The sequence below is a fragment of the Streptomyces aidingensis genome (assembly GCF_900112355.1).
In the GTDB taxonomy this organism is placed as follows: Bacteria; Actinomycetota; Actinomycetes; order Streptomycetales; family Streptomycetaceae; genus Streptomyces; species Streptomyces aidingensis.
The window spans coordinates 173530-190182 of the sequence record NZ_FOLM01000010.1; the positions used below are offsets into that span (position 1 = coordinate 173530).

The following is a 16653-nucleotide window of genomic DNA, read 5'->3' on the forward strand; positions in this document are numbered from 1 at the left end:
CGGGCCGTCAGGTGCGGTGCGGTGGCGGGGTGGCCGGAGGGACAGGTGGGACGGGAGGGACGGGTGGGAGGAGGGCGGCGAGGGAGCGGAAGGCGGGGGTGCCGGGGGTGACGGGGGCGTAGTGGCCGGTGGCCGGGAGCGGGTGGAGCCGGATGCTGCCGGTGGCGCGGTGGGCGGCGGCATAGCGCTCGGAGAGGGCGAGGGGGACCTGGCCGTCCGCCGTGCCGTGCACCAGGGTCACCGGGCAGGGCGGGGCGGGCAGGCGCAGCGGGTCGAGGGCGGCGAGCAGCGGCGAACCGGCGAGGTCATCGCCGAGGAAGCCGGCGACGGCGCCCGCGCCCAGCCGGAGCCGGTGGGCGGCGCCCAGGTCGCAGACGGCGGCCACCGCCAGCACGGCGCCGGGCGGGGTGCCGGCGGTGGCCGCCGCCCACAGGGCGAGCTGGCCGCCGGCCGAATGGCCGAGCAGCAGCGGGGGTCGGTCGCCGGCCGCGGTGGGGTCGGCGGCCAGGGCGGACAGCGCGGCGGTGATGTCGTCGAAGGTCTCCGGGTGCCCGCCGCCGCCCCCGGCCCTGCGGTACTCCACCAGGGCGACCGGCCGGCCGGCGGCGGCCAGGGCGGCGGCGAACGGGGTGAGATGGGTGCGGTCGTAGGCCTCCCGCCAGAAGCCGCCGTGCAGGACGACAAGCCACGGCCCGGCCGGTGGCCCCGGTGGAGTACCGGTACCGCCGGGCCGGGGCTCGTACAGGCCGATGACCTGGGAGGGGTGCGGGCCGTAGCGCAGGGTGCGGTCGGGCGGCTCCGGCCGCAGGGCGAGCAGTGCCGCCATCTCCGCCGCGTCCCGCCCGCTTTCCGCCGCGCCGCCGGGCGAGGCGGCGCCGCCGGGGACACCGCCGGGGACGCTGTTCACCGGGTGCCCTCGCGCAGGACCGCGGCCAGGGTCCGGGCGGCGCGTTCGGTATCGGTGAAGCCGGTGTACAGCGGGGTGAAGCCGAAGCGCAGCACATCCGGTTCGCGGAAGTCGCCGACCACGCCCCGGCGGACGAGTTCGGCCATGACGGCGGCGGTCCCGTCGCAGCGCAGCGAGATCTGGCTGCCGCGCCGGGCGTGTTCGGCGGGGGTGAGCGGGACGAGGGAGCCGGGCGGGGCGAGGGCCGCCACCCGGGCCAGGAAGTAGTCGGTCAGGGCCAGGCTCTTGGCCCTGACCTCGGCGATGTCCACGCCGTCCCAGACCTCCAGCGCGGCTTCCAGGGCCAGCATGGAGAGGATGTCCGGGGTGCCGACCCGGCCGCGCACCGCCCCCTCGGCGGGCCGGTAGTCCGGGGTCATGGCGAACGGCTCCCGGTGGCCGTTCCAGCCGGGCAGCGGGGAGTCGAAGCGCGCCTGGTGTTCGGCCCGGATATAGAGGTATGCCGGGGCGCCCGGACCGCCGTTGAGGTACTTGTAGGTGCAGCCCACCGCGAAGTCGACCCCGAGCGCGTCCACATTGACCGGCAGCGCACCGGCGCTGTGGCACAGATCGGCGACCACCGGCGCGCCGGCCGCATGGGCGGCGGCGGTCACCGCGGCCAGGCCGTGCAGTTCGCCGGTGCGGTAGTCGACATGGTTGACCAGCACGGCGGCGGTGCGGGGCCCGGCCAGCGAGGGCAGGTCTCCGGCCGGCACCGGGACCAGGGTGCGGCCGGTCATCCGGGCGGCGGACTCGGCGATATAGCCGTCGGTGGGGAAGGTGCCGGCGTCCATCAGGATCTGGTCGCGGACGGTGCCGCGCGATGCGGTCCCCCGGGTGTCGTCGGCCTCGGCCAGCCGGACCGCGCCGACCAGTGCCTTGAAGACATTGACGCTGGTCGAGTCGCCGACCACCACCTGGCCGGGCGCGGCGCCGATCAGCGGGGCTATCCGGTCGCCGATCCGCTGCGGCGCGGTCCACCAGCCGGATTCCGTCCAGGAGCGGATGCGGAGTTCGCCCCATTCGCGGCCGATCACCTCGGCCAGCCGTCCGGGAACGGCGGCCGGGAGGGCGCCCAGCGAGTTGCCGTCGAGGTAGACGGTGTCGTCGTCCAGGACGAAGGCGCGGCGGCGGCCGGCCAGGGGGTCGGCGGCGTCCAGCCGGGCCGCCGCCGCCCAGGCGGAGCCGGGGCCGGAGGCGCCGGGGTGGGTGAGAGGCCGGTCAGACATGGCTGCGGGCCGTCCAGAGCTCGGGGAAGACGCTTCTGCGGGCGCGCTTCTCCAGCCAGGCCACGCCCGCCGAGCCGCCGGTGCCCTGCTTGGCGCCCATCGCGCGCCGGGTGGCCACCAGATGGTCGTTGCGCCACCGCCAGACGAGTTCGGCGACCTCGGTGAGGGCCTCCCCCAGACGCAGCAGGCCGTTGTCCGGGGAACCGTCCGGGGAACCGTCCCGGGCATCGCCGGCGTAGACCGCGGTCCAGGCCGCCTCCACGGCCGGATGCGGCTCATGGGGCAGGCCGCGGTCGCGGTGCAGCACCTCGTCCGGCAGTTCGTGGCCGTGCCGGGACAGATAGGCCAGCGCCTCGTCGTACAGGCTCGGTTCGTGCAGCGCCTTGGCCAGCTCGTCGTGCACCCGCGGCGCGCCGCGGTGCGGCACCAGCATGGAGGCCGACTTCTCGCCGAGCAGGAACTCCATCCGCCGGTACATGGCGGACTGGAAGCCGGAGCCCTCGCCGAGCGCCGCCCGGTAGGCGTTGAACTCGGCGGGGGTGAGCCGGGCGAGCGGCTCCCAGGAGGCGTTGAGCGCCTTCAGCTCGTGGCCGGAGCGCTCCAGCGCGGCCAGTGCGGTGCCCAGCTCGTCCCGGCGCAGGGCGTGGGCGGCGGTGGTCCACTCGTGGACGATCACCGTGAACCACAGCTCCATCACCTGAGTGGTCACCAGGAAGACCATCTCGCCCGGCTCGTCGGTGAGCGGGTGCTGGAGGTGGGTGAGGACCTCGGCCCTGACGTAGTCCTCGTAGGGGGTGGTGCCGGCGAAGTCCAGATGCGGGTCGGTGCCGGGGTCGGAGGCGGGGGTGGGGGTGGACGTGGGGGTGGGCAGTGGTGACTGCGTCATTGCGGTCTCCCGGGGGAAGCCCGGCGGCGCCGGGATCGCCGGTGCCGCCGGGCGTGGTACGGGTGGTTCGGATCGTGCGGGTGGTACGGACCGGTCAGGCGGACGGCCGCGGGCCGGTGAGCACCTCGGCCGCGGTCGGGGAGCTGTCCCGCAGGAAGGTGGTGCAGCGCTCGTACTCCTCGGTCTCCCCGATCGCCTGCGCGGCCCGGGCCAGTGCGTACAGCGCGCGCAGAAAGCCCTGATTGGGTTCGTGCTCCCAGGGCACCGGGCCCTGCCCGCGCCAGCCGCTGCGGCGCAGCGCGTCCAGGCCCCGGTGGTAGCCGGTCCGGGCGTAGGCGTAGGACTCGACCGCCCGGCCCGCCGCGAAGGCCTGGTCCGCGAGCCGGGACCAGGCCAGCGAGGAGGCCGGATACCGGGCGGCGACCTCGGCCGGCTCCTTGCCCGCCGCCAGGGCCTCGCGCGGCTCCGGGTCGTCCGGCAGGTGGGTCGGGGGCGGACCCCCGAGCAGATTCTCATGGATGGCCATGGGGTCCAGTCTGCCGGTAGGGGCGGCCGGCCGCCGCCGCCCGGTCCCGGTCCGGGTCCTGCTCCGCCCGGGGCGGCGGGCGGAGCCGGACCCGGACCGCCGGATCACTTCAGCCGGGTACCGGCCGAGCGCAGGTCCTTGCAGGCCCCGACCACCCGGGCCGCCATGCCGGCCTCGGCCAGCTTGCCCCAGCTCCGCGGGTCGTAGGTCTTCTTGTTGCCGACCTCGCCGTCCACCTTCAGCACGCCGTCGTAGTTGCGGAACATGTGGTCCGCCACCGGACGGGTGAAGGCGTACTGGGTGTCGGTGTCCAGGTTCATCTTCACCACGCCGTTCTCCAGCGCGGTGGCGATCTCCTCCTTGGTGGAGCCGGAGCCGCCGTGGAAGACGAAGTCGAACGGCGCGGTCTTGCCGTACTTGGCGCCCACGCCCTCCTGGAGGTCCTTGAGCAGCTCGGGCCGGAGCACCACATTGCCCGGCTTGTACACCCCGTGCACATTTCCGAAGGAGGCGGCCAGCAGATAGCGGCCCTTCTCGCCCAGGCCCAGCGCCTCGGCGGTGCGCAGCGCGTCCTCCACCGTGGTGTACAGCTCGTCGTTGATCTCGTGGCTGACGCCGTCCTCCTCGCCGCCGGTCGGGGTGATCTCCACCTCCAGGATGATCTTCGCGGCGGCGGCGAGGGCGAGCAGCTCCTGGCCGATCTCCAGGTTGTCCTTGAGCGTCTCGGCCGAGCCGTCCCACATGTGGGACTGGAACAGCGGCTCGCGGCCGGCCGCCACCCGCTCCCGCGAGACCTCCAGCAGCGGGCGGACATAGCCGTCCAGCTTGTCCTTGGGGCAGTGGTCGGTGTGCAGCGCGATATTGACCGGGTACTTGGCGGCCACCACGTGCGCGAACTCGGCCAGCGCCACCGCCCCGGTGACCATGTCCTTGCTGTACTGGCCGCCCAGGAACTCGGCGCCGCCGGTGGAGATCTGGACGATGCCGTCGCTCTCCGCCTCCGCGAATCCGCGCAGTGCCGCATGCAGGGTCTGTGTCGAGGTGACGTTGATGGCGGGGTAGGCGAACTTGCCTGCCTTCGCCCGGTCGAGCATCTCGTTGTAGACCTCGGGTGTCGCGATGGGCATCTGTCCGCTCCTTCGAAGCGTATCTATGAGGGTCGGGCTCTCTGCGGCCTGCGGCTCTCAGGACGGGGAGCCGGGAGGGGAGAGTCGGATGACATCATCGTCGGGCCCATCCTCCCAGACCTCCCGGGCGGCCGGATGCTCAGCCCAGGCCGAGGTCGGCGAGCTGGTACGCGGCGTAGTACGGCAGCCCGGCCGCCGCCACCGCCGGGGCCCCGCCCCGTTCGACGATGACGGCGACACCGACGACCTCGGCGCCGGCCGCGCGCAGCGCCTCCACCGCGGTGAGCACCGAGCCGCCGGTGGTGGAGGTGTCCTCCACCGCCAGCACGCGCCGGCCGGCGACGTCCGGGCCCTCGATCCGGCGCTGGAGGCCGTGCGCCTTGCCGGCCTTGCGGACCACAAAGGCGTCCAGCTTCCCGCCGCGTGCCGCGGCGGCGTGCAGCATGGCGGTGGCCACCGGATCGGCGCCGAGGGTGAGGCCGCCCACCGCGTCGTAGTCCAGCCCGTCGGTGAGGTCCAGCATCACCTGGCCGACCAGGGGCGCGGCGGTGCCGTCCAGGGTGATCCGGCGCAGGTCCACGTAGGTGTCCGCCTCCTGGCCGGAGGAGAGCGTCACGCGGCCGTGGACGACGGCCTTGTCCTGGATCTGGCGCAGCAGCTCGGCGCGGGTGTCGGTGCTCGTGCTCATGGGGCCAGCCTAGGCGCCGGGACCCGGGCCGCCGGTCACCGGTGACTCGGAGCGCGGTCGGCCCGGCCGGCGGCGGCGGGCGCCCGCGCCGGCGGTGTCTTCCCCGTGCCTTCCCTGCCGCCGGCCGCCGGGCCGCCGGGCCGCCGGGCCCGTTATGCGGTCTGCGTCTCCGGGGCCGGGCGCCAGCTCCAGGTGGTGGAGAGCTCCAGCGGCTCCAGCGGAGTGACCAGCCGGGGGTGCGAGTTCAGGCCGTCGGGCGGGCCGGACTGCGGTTCCACGCAGATCGCCTCGGGCTGCATGTCGTAGACCACCACCCAGGGGGAGGGGCTGGTGACGGTCAGGGCCAGCTCGCCGGGCCAGGTGAGGGTGACATGCACGCCGTCGGGCATGCCGAAGCAGTCGTCCCAGGGGCCGGGCCGGGGGTCGATCCGGTTTCCGGTGGGGATGTGGTCCCCGCCGCGCTCCTCCTGCCAGTCGGCGGTGAAGCCGATCTCCGCGTCCGGGCCGCCGGGGCTGAGGCGGCGCAGGAACCAGGGGTGCCAGCCGACCTGGGCGGGGAAGGAGGGGCCTGCCGTCTCCACCCCCAGGGTGAGGGTGACGGCGGAGCCGTCCTCGGCCAGCTCGACGAGCTGGGTGACCCGGCCGGGATAGGGCCAGGGGTCGCCGAGGTCGCACACAAATGCGGCGCTGCGCTGCTCCGCGCTCACCGTCTTCCACGGCTGCTCACGCACGGTTCCGTGCATGGCGTGCGGTGCGGCCGCACCGTCGTTGGGGAGCTGGTGAAAGGTTTCTCCGTTGCGGAACCTCCCGTTCCGGGTCCGGCCGCACCAGGGCACCATCAGGAAGGAGCCGAAGTCGTCGCCCTGGCGCAGCAGCTCGGTGCCGCCCGTACGGAGCGAGGAGATCCGGCAGCCCTCGTCGGGCAGTACGGTCAGCTCGGCGTCGGCCGCGTGGAGTCGCACACCGCGCTCGGTCTGTTGTGGAGTGGTCACGACACGATGATAACGATTCGGTCTACACCGCATTGACCAGCGCTGTTTTCGGAGAGTGAGGTCAGCGGCGGCGCCGCAGCGCGCGGGTGACGGCCACGGCGGAGGCGACGGCCAGGGCCGCCACGGGTGCCGCCCAGCGCAGCGTGGAGCGGTGGGAGGTGGACGATCCGGGGCCGGGGACGGGTGCGTAGCGCCCGCGCGGCGGGGCGTGGTCGACCTCCTCGGCGCTGCGGCCGATCATGGCGCGGCGCGCGGCGTCGGCCTCGGGCAGCTCGTCCTCCAGATCGCCTTCGAGATCGTCCTGAAGCCCGTCGTGGAGGCCCTCCACGGCGTCGTAGCCCGCCAGGTCGTCCTCGGTCTCCTCCTCGTCCGCCTCGACCGCCTCGACCGCCTCGACCGCCTCGGCGGCTTCCTGCTCACCGTTCCCGCCGTTCCCGCCGTTCCCGCCGTTGCCGTCGTGACCGCCGTTCCCGTCCTCGGCTTCCCGGGGCTCGCCGGCGTCCGGGTCCGGGGTGGCGGGCGGTGCCTCGGTGTCGAGGACCGGCGGCGGGGTGTCCTCACCGCTGTCCGGTGCGGGAATCCCGGGGATCGCCGGCTCGTTGTCGTCCGCCAGCCCCAGCCCGCGCGGCTCGTCCTCCGCGGCGTCCCCCGGCTCACCGGTGCCCGGCGACGCCGGGGCCGCGGTGCCGTCCGGCGTGGGGGGTGCGCTGATCAGCGGGAGGAGGGATTCGGTGAAGCGGTCCAGCAGGCGGCGCCCGGCCGCCTCGCGGCGGGCCGCGTCGAACTCGGCGATCCGGCCGCGGGCGTCCTCCAGGACGCCGGCGAAGGCCAGCGTGGTCCCGCTGCCGTCGGCGACCGGGCGGGGCACCACGGTCAGCGTCAGCCGCACCCGGCCGTTGCCGCGCGACTCCTCGCCGGTGGCGTCGACCAGAAAGCCCTCGCCGTGCGCCGTCAGGCGCAGCACGCCGCGGTAGGTGATGGTGGAGCCGCCGATCCGCAGCCGCAGCCGGCCCGCCAGGGCCGCGGGGTCCTGGCCCGCTGCCGCGTCGGCCGCCGTTTCCTTTGCGGGCTCCGGCTGGAAGCCCGGCACACAGGTGGCGATACGTTCCGGCGCGGCGAAGACCGCCCGCACGGCGCCGGCGGGATGCGGTACGTAGACCTCGTGCTCCATGCGCGGGACTCTACCCACTGGGCGCCCGCTTCCCCACCGTTGCGGAACGTTTGTCCCGGGCGATGCGGGCCCGCGGATCTCAGCGGGCGGTTTCGGCGGCGGGCCGGTCCTCCACGGCCCGGGCGGTGGCCGCCTCCAGCGGGCCGCCCAGCAGGGCACCGGTGATCAGCGCGCCCGCCACCGCCGTGTTGACCGCGAACAGCGACAGCCGGGCCCGCCCGCCGAGGTCGCCGCGGAACAGCCACAGCACCACCGCGCCGCCCGCCAGCACATTGACCACCCCGGTCAGCAGAGCCGCATTGAGCCGCCCGAGGAACGGCAGCAGCAGAAACGGAAAGGCCAGCCCGCCCAGCAGCGCGCCCACATAGTCCGCGGCGGACAGATCCGCCACCGCGCCGCCCGGGTCCTGCTTGCGGATGCGCTGGATCAACGTCATCAGCAGCGGCATCTCCGCGCCGATCAGCACCCCGATGGCCAGCGCGCAGCCGAACAGCACCGGCCGCACCTCGCCGAACCACAGCCAGCAGGCGTGCAGCGCGATCGCCGATCCGCCGCCGGCCAGGGCCAGCAGTGCCTCGATCAGGCCGAAGTTGCGTGAGGCCCGCAGCCGCAGCCGCTTGGCGCCCAGCGAGCCCAGGCCCATGGCGAAGACCATCAGCGACAGCACCACGGAGGTCTGGGTCACGGTGTCGCCGACCAGATAGTCGGCCAGCGCCACCAGCACCAGCTCATAGACCAGCCCGCAGGCCGCGCAGACGAAGACGGCGCTGAGCACGACCCAGCGCCCCACCACGGGCCGCACCGGCAGGATCAGCGGCCGGCCGTCGTCCTCCCCGGCGCCCGTCCCCGTCCCCGGCCCCGCCGCTGCCCCCGCCGGGTCTCCGGCGGACGCCATGGCGGCGGAGCGCCCCGCGGCGGCACGGCCCGCCGGGACCTCGGTCGAGTCGATCATGTGGCGAACGGTACGTCAGTGCATGACGGGACTGTGTCACCCACGGGAGTGGCGCAGGGGCACGCCACCGAGGAATCACCGCGACAACGTTTAGAGTTCGCGCCGCACGATGATCCGGGTCCGGGTGAAGACCAGGCGGTGCTCCTGCGGGTAGGCGTGCCAGGTCCGCCAGTGCACCTGGCCGCCGCGGCACTGGGCCAGCAGCGCGGTGAAGGCGTGCGGCTCGCCGGGGAAGGTCCCGGCCAGTCCGTGCGGATGATCGGCAACCAGCGCGAGCAGTTCCTGGGCCCGGCCGGCGAACGATCCCGGCGCGAGTCTCTCCACATGCGCTGCGAACTCATACTCGAACGCCCCAAGACTCTTCGACACGCCCAGCGGCAGCGGGGTGCGGCTGCCGGGCATGCAGGCCACCGTTTCGGAGCAGCTCCCGTCCCCGCTGTCGAGGAGGACCTGGTGGGAGGCGCCGAGGACCCGCAGCCGGACGCGTGCGCCGCCGAGGTCGAGATCGAGCGAGGCCAGATAGGGCAGGGGCTCCCGGCCGAGGGCCCAGGCGAGGTCGTCGGCCCGGGTGTCGGAGTAGGCGGTGTGAATGGTGGTGAGCATGGGACGGCTCCCGCATGCAGGCAGTGGAAGTGTTTCCGGCCGGCCCCGCCGGATTGCAATGTGTTCACCGAATCACGGAACTCGCCACCCCCACAGCGTTTTTACCCAAGTTGGCCGGGTTTCCCACCCTCCGGGGACAGGCTGGGTCACATGTTCACACCTTTGCCGTTCGCGTGCCGTGCGCGCCGGGCCGCGACGCCCCAGCCGACGCCCAGCCGACGCCCCGCCGCCCCCGCGGGCCCGCCGGACGGAAACCGCGGGCGGCATACCGGTGACCGTCCGCGGACAGGATCGGAACGGGTCCGCGACGCGGCCGGGACGCCCCGGGGCCGGGACGACGGCAAGCCGAGAAAGCGACATGCGGACACACCCATGAAATCCGCCCGGATTACGGACGGTAATGCACGGTAACCACTGACCAAGGCTTGCCGTTTGTCCGTTTTTGCCACAAAATATCATTAATTGCTGATCACAGCTCAGCCTGTTTCGGATCTCGGGTAGACAACGGTCACCCGAACGCACTTGTTACCGGGCCGTCGAGTGAGGAAGCTTCCGGCAACTTCACACCCGAAGTCATCACACCGCGGAAGGCCCGAAGATGACCCGATTCGGCACCAAGTCGAAGCTGGTCGCCGCGGCGCTCGGGGGGGCTCTCGCCCTCTCTGCGTGCAGCGGCGGAGGCAGCAGCAGCGACGACGACGAGACCCAGGACCCGACCACCGCGTCCGGTCCCAGTGGCACGATCTATGTCGCCAACGACCAGGAATACGACTCGTACAACGACACCACGGCGTCCACCAACTCGTACAAGAACTCGATGGTCAACAAGTGGGTGACCACCGGTTTCTGGTACTTCGGTGCGGACGGCTCGATCGTGCGCAATGAGGAGTTCGGCACCTTCGAGAAGGTCTCGGACGACCCGCTGACCGTCGAGTACACCATCGCCGAGGAGGCCACCTGGTCCGACGGCGACCCGATCGCCTGTGACGACGCCCTGCTGTGGTGGGCGCAGAACAGCGGCAACATGGCGGTCGAGCGCGAGGTCGACGTCCTGGACCCGGAGACCGGCGAGCCCACCGGCGAGAAGGAGGTCCAGGAGACCCCCGTCTTCTCCGTGGTCGGCACCGACGGTGTGGAGGACGTCACCACCCCGGTCTGCGAGGACCCGGCCGCCAAGACCTTCACCCTGGTCTACGACAAGCCGTTCGCCGACTGGGAGTCCAACGGCCCCAGCAACGGCTACCCGATGATGCCCGCGCACATCGTGGCCGAGCAGGGCGGCTTCGCCGACTCCGCCGAGATGTCCCAGGCCATCCTGGACGGCGACGCCGAGGGCCTGAAGGCCGCCGGTGACTTCTTCAACGAGGGCTGGCTGTTCCAGGGCGCGATGCCCGACGCGGCCCTGATGCCGTCCTCCGGCCCGTTCACGATCACCAACTTCGCCCCGGGCGAGTCCATCTCCATCGGCGTGAACGAGGAGTACTGGGGCACCCCGCCCGGCGCCGCCGAGATCGTCTTCCGCGTGGTGCCCGGCACCGAGCAGCCGCAGGCGCTGGAGAACGGTGACGTCAACGTCATCCAGCCGCAGCCGGACGCCGACATCAAGGACCAGCTCGCCAACATGGAGGGCGTGACCCTGGTCGAGTTCGACCAGTTCGTCTACGAGCACCTGGACCTGAACTTCGACAGCGGCTCGCTCGCCGACGACCCGAGGCTGCGCGAGGCCTTCGCGCTCTGTGTGCCGCGCCAGCAGATCGTCGAGCGGCTGATCCAGCCGATCGCCGCCGAGGCCCAGCCGCAGGACGTGCGCACCATCTCGCCGTTCCAGGCGGAGTACGCCGAGTCCGTCGAGTACGCCTTCCCGGCCGAGTACGCCGAGCCGGACATCGAGGCCGCCCGGGCCCTGCTGGAGGAGGCCGACGCGGTCGGCACCGTGATCCGCGGTGGCGCCATCGCCGACAACAAGCGCCGCGAGGACACCTGGCAGCTGATCAAGGAGTCCTGCGACCAGGCCGGCTTTGACGTCCAGCCCTACTTCGAGGCCAACTTCTTCGACCCGGACGGCGGCCTGTCGCAGAACACCTACGACGTGGCGCTGTTCGCCTGGCTGGGCTCCCCGCAGGTGAGCGGCTGGGCCTCCACCTTCACCACGCCGACCGAGTGCTCCGCCGAGGGCAAGGGCAACAACAACGGCTGCTACTCCAACCCCGAGGTCGACGACCTGATCGCGGAGATCAACGAGACGGTCGACCCGGCCGCCCAGCTCCCGCTGATCAACGAGGTCGAGAAGATCCTCTGGGAGGACGTGGCCACCATCCCGCTGTTCGCCCACCCGGGCCTGCTGGCCTTCTCCGACTCCGTGAAGGGTGTCGAAGCCAACGCCACCCAGGACAACTTCGCCGCCTCCATGCACAAGTGGACCGTCGAGGAGTAATCCGACCGGAAGTCATGCCCGCCCACGGCGGTCCGCGGTACGCCGCGCCGCCCGAGCGGTGCCGGACACGGCCTGACACATAGCGAAGTGCGGGGCCGGGGAAGCCTCAACTCCCCGGCCCCGCCTTCCGCGTAGGTCCGCACCCCCGGCGTCGCCGCGCCACCGCGCGACCGGGCCGCCCGGCCCACCGGCCGGACAGTGCCTTCGGCGGGTCCCGCTTCCTGACCATTCCGGAGTCAGCGACATGCTTGTCTTTATCGTGCGGCGGCTGATCGTCTCGGTGTTCGTCTTCTTCTCGGCGACGGCACTGGTCTACGTCATGGCCGCCAACCTCGGGGACCCCCTTGCCGACCTGAGGGAGCTCCCCGCCAACCGCCGCGAGAACGCCATCGCCGAGCGGACCGAGCGGATGCATCTGGACAAACCCGTCATCGTCCGCTATTTCCTCTGGCTGGCCGGTGCCTTCCGATGGGATCTCGGAACGGACCGGGACGGCATCCAGATCAACGCCACCCTGGAGGACGCGCTCGGCGCGACCTTGCAGCTCGTGCTCGGCGCCACCATCCTGGCGATCGTGCTGGGCGTGGCGCTCGGAGTCATCTCCGCCCTGCGCCAGTACAGCTCGCTGGACCTGACCGTCACCTTCAGCGCGTTCGTGTTCTTCTCCCTCCCGCTGTTCTGGGTGGGTTCGCTGCTGAAGGAATTCGCGGCGATCGAGTTCAACAACTGGCTGGCCGACCCCACCATCGCCTGGTGGGTGATCGCCCTGATCGCCCTGCTGATCGGCGGTTTCTTCGCCTCCCTGCTGGTCACGGACCGACGCACCCGGCTGATCGCCTTCGGCGGCACCACGGCGGCGACGGCCGTGGCCCTGGCCGTGATGTCCGCCACCGGCTGGTTCGCCAATCCGGGCCTGGGCATCGGGGTCATCGCCCTCACCGCGCTGGCCGCCGCACTGGGCTTCTCGGTGCTGTTCAGCGCGCTGGAGTGGAACCCGGTGATGAAGTCCGCGGTGATCACCGCGGTGATCGGCATCCTCTCCTCGGTGGCGTTCCGCGGGGTGCTGGAGAACCCGTACCCGATCGTGGTGATCGGGCTGCTGGTGCTGGCCCTGGCCATCGCGGCCGGTGTCGGCTGGTTCGTCGGCGGCGAGCTGTTCCGCCGGCCCGCCATCACCGCCTCGCTGTGCACGGCCGTGGCCACCGCGATGGTGATCTTCATGGACCGGCTGCTGTGGTCGTTCGCCGCCTACAGCGACTCGGTCAACGGCCGCCCCATCGCCACCATCGGCCCCAGCACCCCCAACTACGACGGGACCTACTGGGAACACAACCTGGACAGCCTGACCCATCTGGCGCTGCCCACCATGGCGCTGGTGCTGGTCTCCCTGGCGTCCTACTCCCGGTACAGCCGGGCCACCATGCTGGAGGTCATGAACCAGGACTATGTGCGCACCGCCCGGGCCAAGGGCCTGCCGGAGCGCGCGGTCATCCTGCGGCACGCGTTCCGCAACGGCCTGATCCCGATCACCACCCTGGTCGCCTACGACATCGCCACGGTCTTCGGCGGCGCGGTGGTGACCGAGACGGTGTTCGGCTGGCGGGCCATGGGATCGCTGCTGCTGGGCGGCATCCAGGAACGCGATCCCAACCCGATCATGGCGTTCTTCCTGATCTCCGGCGGCGCGGTGGTGGTGTTCAACATGATCGCCGACATCGCCTACGCCTACCTCGACCCCCGCATCCGTCTGTCCTAGGAGGAGTTCGACATGGCACAGACAGCTCAGAGCGCGGGGACGCACACGGTCACCCCGGGCGATCCCCGCCCCCCGGCCGACAGCGATGCGGCACAGGGCCTGGACATCAAGGCCCGCACGCAGAGCCAGCTCATCCTGCGTCGGTTCCTGCGGCACAAGGGCGCGGTGGCGGGCATGCTCCTGCTCGGCTTCGTGGTGGTGCTCTCCATCAGCTCCATCGGGCTGGGTCCGATCCCCGGCTGGTGGGACAAGAACTACGTCAACTCCGCCGACCTGGTGAACCGGGGCCGGCCCACCCTCTCCGTGGTGCCGGAGTTCCTCGGCGGCGGCGGCATGCACCTGGGCGAACATCCCTTCGGCCAGGACAACATCGGCCGCGACTACTTCGCCCTGACCATGCGCGGCACCCAGATTTCGCTGCTGATCGCCTTCATCACGGGCGTCGTGGCCACCGTCACCGGCACCCTGATCGGAGCGGCGGCCGGCTTCTTCCGGGGCCGGCTGGAGTCGGTGCTGATGCGCATCACCGACGTGATGATCACCATCCCCACCATCCTGTTCGCCGCCATGGTGGCCGTGATGTGGGGCAACAAGGGCGTGGCGGTGCTGGGCCTGGTGCTCGGGCTGGTGACCTGGACCCAGGTGGCCCGGCTGGTGCGCGGCGAGGTGCTGTCCATCCGGGAGAAGGAGTTCATCGAGGCCGCCCGCTCGGTGGGCACCTCGGCGGCCCGGATCATCGTCAAGCACATCCTGCCGAACGTGATCGGCATCATCATCGTCTCGGTGACGCTGGCGATCTCGGCGGCGGTGCTGCTGGAGTCCGCGCTGTCCTTCCTCGGCATGGGCGTGCAGCCGCCCGACACCTCGCTGGGCCGGATCATCAACGAGTACCGGACCGCCATGGTGACCCGGCCCTGGCTGTTCTACTGGCCCGGCATCTTCATCATCGCCATCGCCCTGTCGGTGAACTTCATCGGCGACGGGCTGCGGGACGCCTTCGACCCCCGACAGAACAGGGTGCGTGACTGATGGGCATCACACCACCACCACTGGACACCACGGCGCCGGACATCCACGGCGAGCCCGACGGCATGCTGCACGGCGGCGCCGAGGAGGTGCACACCGCCTACACCCTGGCGGACTCCAAGCCTCCGCTGGACGAGGAGGTGCTCAAGGTCGAGAACCTCACCGTCGAGTTCCCCACCGACGACGGCCTGGTCAAGGCGGTGCGCGGGGTGGACTACACGCTGCGCGCCCGTGAGGTGCTGGGCATCGTCGGCGAGTCCGGCTCCGGCAAGTCCGTCTCCTCCATGGCGATCATGGGCCTGCTGCCCAAGAACGCCCGGATCCGCGGCCGGATCCTGTTCCGGGGCAAGGACATCCTGGCCATGCGCGCCAAGGAGCAGCGGGCGCTGCGCGGCGAGAAGATCGCGATGATCTTCCAGGACCCGATGACCTCGCTCAACCCGGTGCACACGGTCGGCGACCAGCTCGCCGAGGCGGTACTGGCGCACCATCTGGTGCCCCGCAGGCAGGCGCTGGCCAAGGCCAGGCACATGCTGGACCTGGTCGGCATCCCGCAGGCGGAGCGGCGGCTGCGGGCCTATCCGCACGAGTTCTCCGGCGGCATGCGGCAGCGGGTGATGATCGCCATGGCGATCATCAACGACCCGGACGTGATCATCGCGGACGAGCCCACCACGGCGCTGGACGTGACCGTGCAGGCGCAGATCCTGGAGAAGCTGCTGGAGGTCAAGGACGAGGTCAACGCGGCGATCCTGATGATCACCCACGACCTCGGGGTGATCGCCGGCATGGCCCACCGCACGCTGGTGATGTATGCCGGCAAGCCCGTGGAGGTCGGCTCCACCGACGACGTGTTCTACACGCCGCGGATGCCGTACACGGCCGGTCTGCTCGGCTCCGTGCCGTCGCTGGAGGGCGAGGGCGAGGAGCGGCTGCGGCCGATCGTGGGCACCCCGCCGTCGCTGATCCGGCTGCCGGCGGGCTGCCCGTTCTCGCCGCGCTGCCCGCTGGCGACCGCCGAGTGCCGGGAGAGCGAGCCGGCGCTGGAGGCCGCCGGTGACAGCCACTGGGCCGCCTGTCACCACAGCGACCGGCTCGCCGCGGCGGACGACCCCACCGCGTTCTTCCGCGCCGACGGCGAGCCCGCCGCCGCGGGGGAGGCGGAGCCGGCGGACGGCGTTCCGGCCCGGCAGACGGTCACGACCACGGAAGGCACCACGGAAAGCGAGGAGGGGCAATGACAGCGGACCTGTCCAAGGCCCCGGAGAACACCCCGGCCACGGCCACGGCCACCGCCACCGGGAACGGCGGGGAACGCGAACCGCTGCTGAAGGTCACCGACCTGGTGGTGAACTTCCCGATCCGCGGCTCCGGCCTGCTGCGCCGCCTCGTCGGCCAGGTGCAGGCGGTCAGCGGCGTCAGCCTGAGCGTGGACAGCGGCCAGACCCTCGGCGTGGTCGGCGAGTCCGGCTGCGGCAAGTCCACCACCGGGCGGGCCATTCTCCAGCTCATCCAGCCGACCGCCGGATCGGTGCGGTTCGACGGCCAGGAGATCACCGGCCTGGACCGCCGTGCCATGCAGCGGGTGCGGCGCAACGCGGGCATGGTGTTCCAGGACCCGATGGCCTCCCTCAACCCCAAGCTGCCGGTGAACGACATCGTCGCCGAGCCGCTGAAGGTGCAGGGACGCTGGCGCGACGGCGGCAAGGCGCGGGTCGCGGAGCTGCTGCGGATGGTCGGGCTCGGCCCCGAGCACGGCAACCGCTATCCGCACGAGTTCTCCGGCGGGCAGCGGCAGCGCATCGGCATCGCCCGGGCGCTGGCGCTGGAGCCCAAGCTGCTGGTGCTGGACGAGCCGGTCTCGGCGCTGGACGTGTCCGTCCAGGCGGGTGTGGTGAACCTGCTGGAGGACCTCCAGGACAAGCTGGGCCTGGCGTACTTCTTCATCGCGCACGACCTGTCCGTGGTCCGCCACATCTCGGACCGGGTCGCGGTGATGTATCTGGGCAAGGTGGTGGAAACCGGCTCGCACGACGACGTCTACGAGCGGCCCTCTCACCCCTACACCCAGGCCCTGCTGTCCGCGGCACCGCTTGCGGACCCCAAGAAAGAACGGCAGCGCAGGCGGACGGTGCTGACGGGCGACGTACCCAGCCCGATCGACCCGCCGAGCGGCTGCCGTTTCCGGACGCGCTGCTGGAAGGCCCAGGAGATCTGTGCCACCGAGGAGCCGGCACTGGTGGACCGGGGATCGGGCCACCCGGTCGCCTGCCACTTCGCGGAGGCCGACACCAAGATCCTCTGACGCCGGAGCGCG

The 16653-nt window shown here is 72.1% G+C and carries 14 protein-coding genes and 1 pseudogene; 5 read left to right on the forward strand and 10 right to left on the reverse strand.

Annotation, left to right across the window (positions count from 1 at the left end; translation table 11 throughout):
- Nucleotides 1-7: 7 nt before the first annotated feature.
- From BM242_RS18855 to BM242_RS18900, 10 genes and pseudogenes are all read right to left on the reverse strand, one after another.
- Nucleotides 8-826, reverse strand: coding sequence for an alpha/beta hydrolase family protein (locus BM242_RS18855; protein ID WP_093840094.1), 819 nt, complete (start codon nucleotides 824-826; stop codon nucleotides 8-10).
- 77 nt (nucleotides 827-903) lie between these two features.
- Entirely contained in the window at nucleotides 904-2175 is a 1272-nt protein-coding gene (gene kynU / locus BM242_RS18860; RefSeq protein ID WP_093840039.1) for a kynureninase, read from the reverse strand.
- Nucleotides 2168-3061: a tryptophan 2,3-dioxygenase family protein gene (locus BM242_RS18865; protein WP_093840040.1), complete on the reverse strand. Its 894-nt coding sequence runs from the start codon at nucleotides 3059-3061 to the stop codon at nucleotides 2168-2170. The genes kynU and BM242_RS18865 overlap by 8 nt, the downstream gene beginning before the upstream one ends.
- A 94-nt stretch (nucleotides 3062-3155) precedes the next feature.
- Nucleotides 3156-3587, reverse strand: a complete 432-nt coding sequence (locus BM242_RS18870; protein ID WP_093840095.1) for a DUF3151 domain-containing protein — start codon at nucleotides 3585-3587, stop codon at nucleotides 3156-3158.
- A 104-nt stretch (nucleotides 3588-3691) separates the two neighbouring features.
- On the reverse strand, nucleotides 3692-4714 hold the full coding sequence (gene fbaA / locus BM242_RS18875; protein ID WP_093840041.1) for a class II fructose-bisphosphate aldolase: 1023 nt from the start codon (nucleotides 4712-4714) through the stop codon (nucleotides 3692-3694).
- Nucleotides 4715-4853: 139 nt separating this feature from the next.
- On the reverse strand, nucleotides 4854-5402 hold the full coding sequence (gene pyrE, locus BM242_RS18880; RefSeq protein WP_093840042.1) for an orotate phosphoribosyltransferase: 549 nt from the start codon (nucleotides 5400-5402) through the stop codon (nucleotides 4854-4856).
- 152 nt (nucleotides 5403-5554) lie between these two features.
- Nucleotides 5555-6427, reverse strand: a complete 873-nt coding sequence (locus BM242_RS18885) for an aldose epimerase family protein (protein ID WP_093840043.1) — start codon at nucleotides 6425-6427, stop codon at nucleotides 5555-5557.
- A 28-nt stretch (nucleotides 6428-6455) separates the two neighbouring features.
- Complete coding sequence (locus tag BM242_RS18890) at nucleotides 6456-7565, reverse strand: SRPBCC family protein (protein WP_093840044.1); 1110 nt, start codon at nucleotides 7563-7565, stop codon at nucleotides 6456-6458.
- A 112-nt stretch (nucleotides 7566-7677) separates the two neighbouring features.
- Nucleotides 7678-8460 (reverse strand): annotated as a pseudogene (locus BM242_RS18895) (spermidine synthase); the annotation flags it as partial.
- A gap of 147 nt (nucleotides 8461-8607) precedes the next feature.
- Nucleotides 8608-9120, reverse strand: coding sequence for a DUF2617 family protein (locus BM242_RS18900; protein ID WP_093840045.1), 513 nt, complete (start codon nucleotides 9118-9120; stop codon nucleotides 8608-8610).
- A gap of 598 nt (nucleotides 9121-9718) precedes the next feature.
- Between BM242_RS18900 and BM242_RS18905 the strand changes: the two genes are divergently transcribed.
- The 5 genes from BM242_RS18905 to BM242_RS18925 all read left to right on the forward strand — a co-directional run bounded on the left by BM242_RS18905 (nucleotide 9719) and on the right by BM242_RS18925 (nucleotide 16641).
- Nucleotides 9719-11554 (forward strand): ABC transporter family substrate-binding protein, encoded by a 1836-nt coding sequence (locus BM242_RS18905; RefSeq protein WP_093840046.1) that lies wholly within the window; start codon nucleotides 9719-9721, stop codon nucleotides 11552-11554.
- 244 nt (nucleotides 11555-11798) lie between these two features.
- Complete coding sequence (locus BM242_RS18910) at nucleotides 11799-13310, forward strand: ABC transporter permease (RefSeq protein ID WP_093840047.1); 1512 nt, start codon at nucleotides 11799-11801, stop codon at nucleotides 13308-13310.
- A 12-nt stretch (nucleotides 13311-13322) separates the two neighbouring features.
- Nucleotides 13323-14339 (forward strand): ABC transporter permease, encoded by a 1017-nt coding sequence (locus BM242_RS18915; protein WP_093840048.1) that lies wholly within the window; start codon nucleotides 13323-13325, stop codon nucleotides 14337-14339.
- Entirely contained in the window at nucleotides 14339-15577 is a 1239-nt protein-coding gene (locus tag BM242_RS18920; RefSeq protein ID WP_093840049.1) for an ABC transporter ATP-binding protein, read from the forward strand. Before BM242_RS18915 ends, BM242_RS18920 begins: the two co-directional genes overlap by 1 nt.
- Nucleotides 15574-16641 (forward strand): ABC transporter ATP-binding protein, encoded by a 1068-nt coding sequence (locus tag BM242_RS18925; RefSeq protein WP_093840050.1) that lies wholly within the window; start codon nucleotides 15574-15576, stop codon nucleotides 16639-16641. The genes BM242_RS18920 and BM242_RS18925 overlap by 4 nt, the downstream gene beginning before the upstream one ends.
- Nucleotides 16642-16653 lie beyond the last annotated feature (12 nt).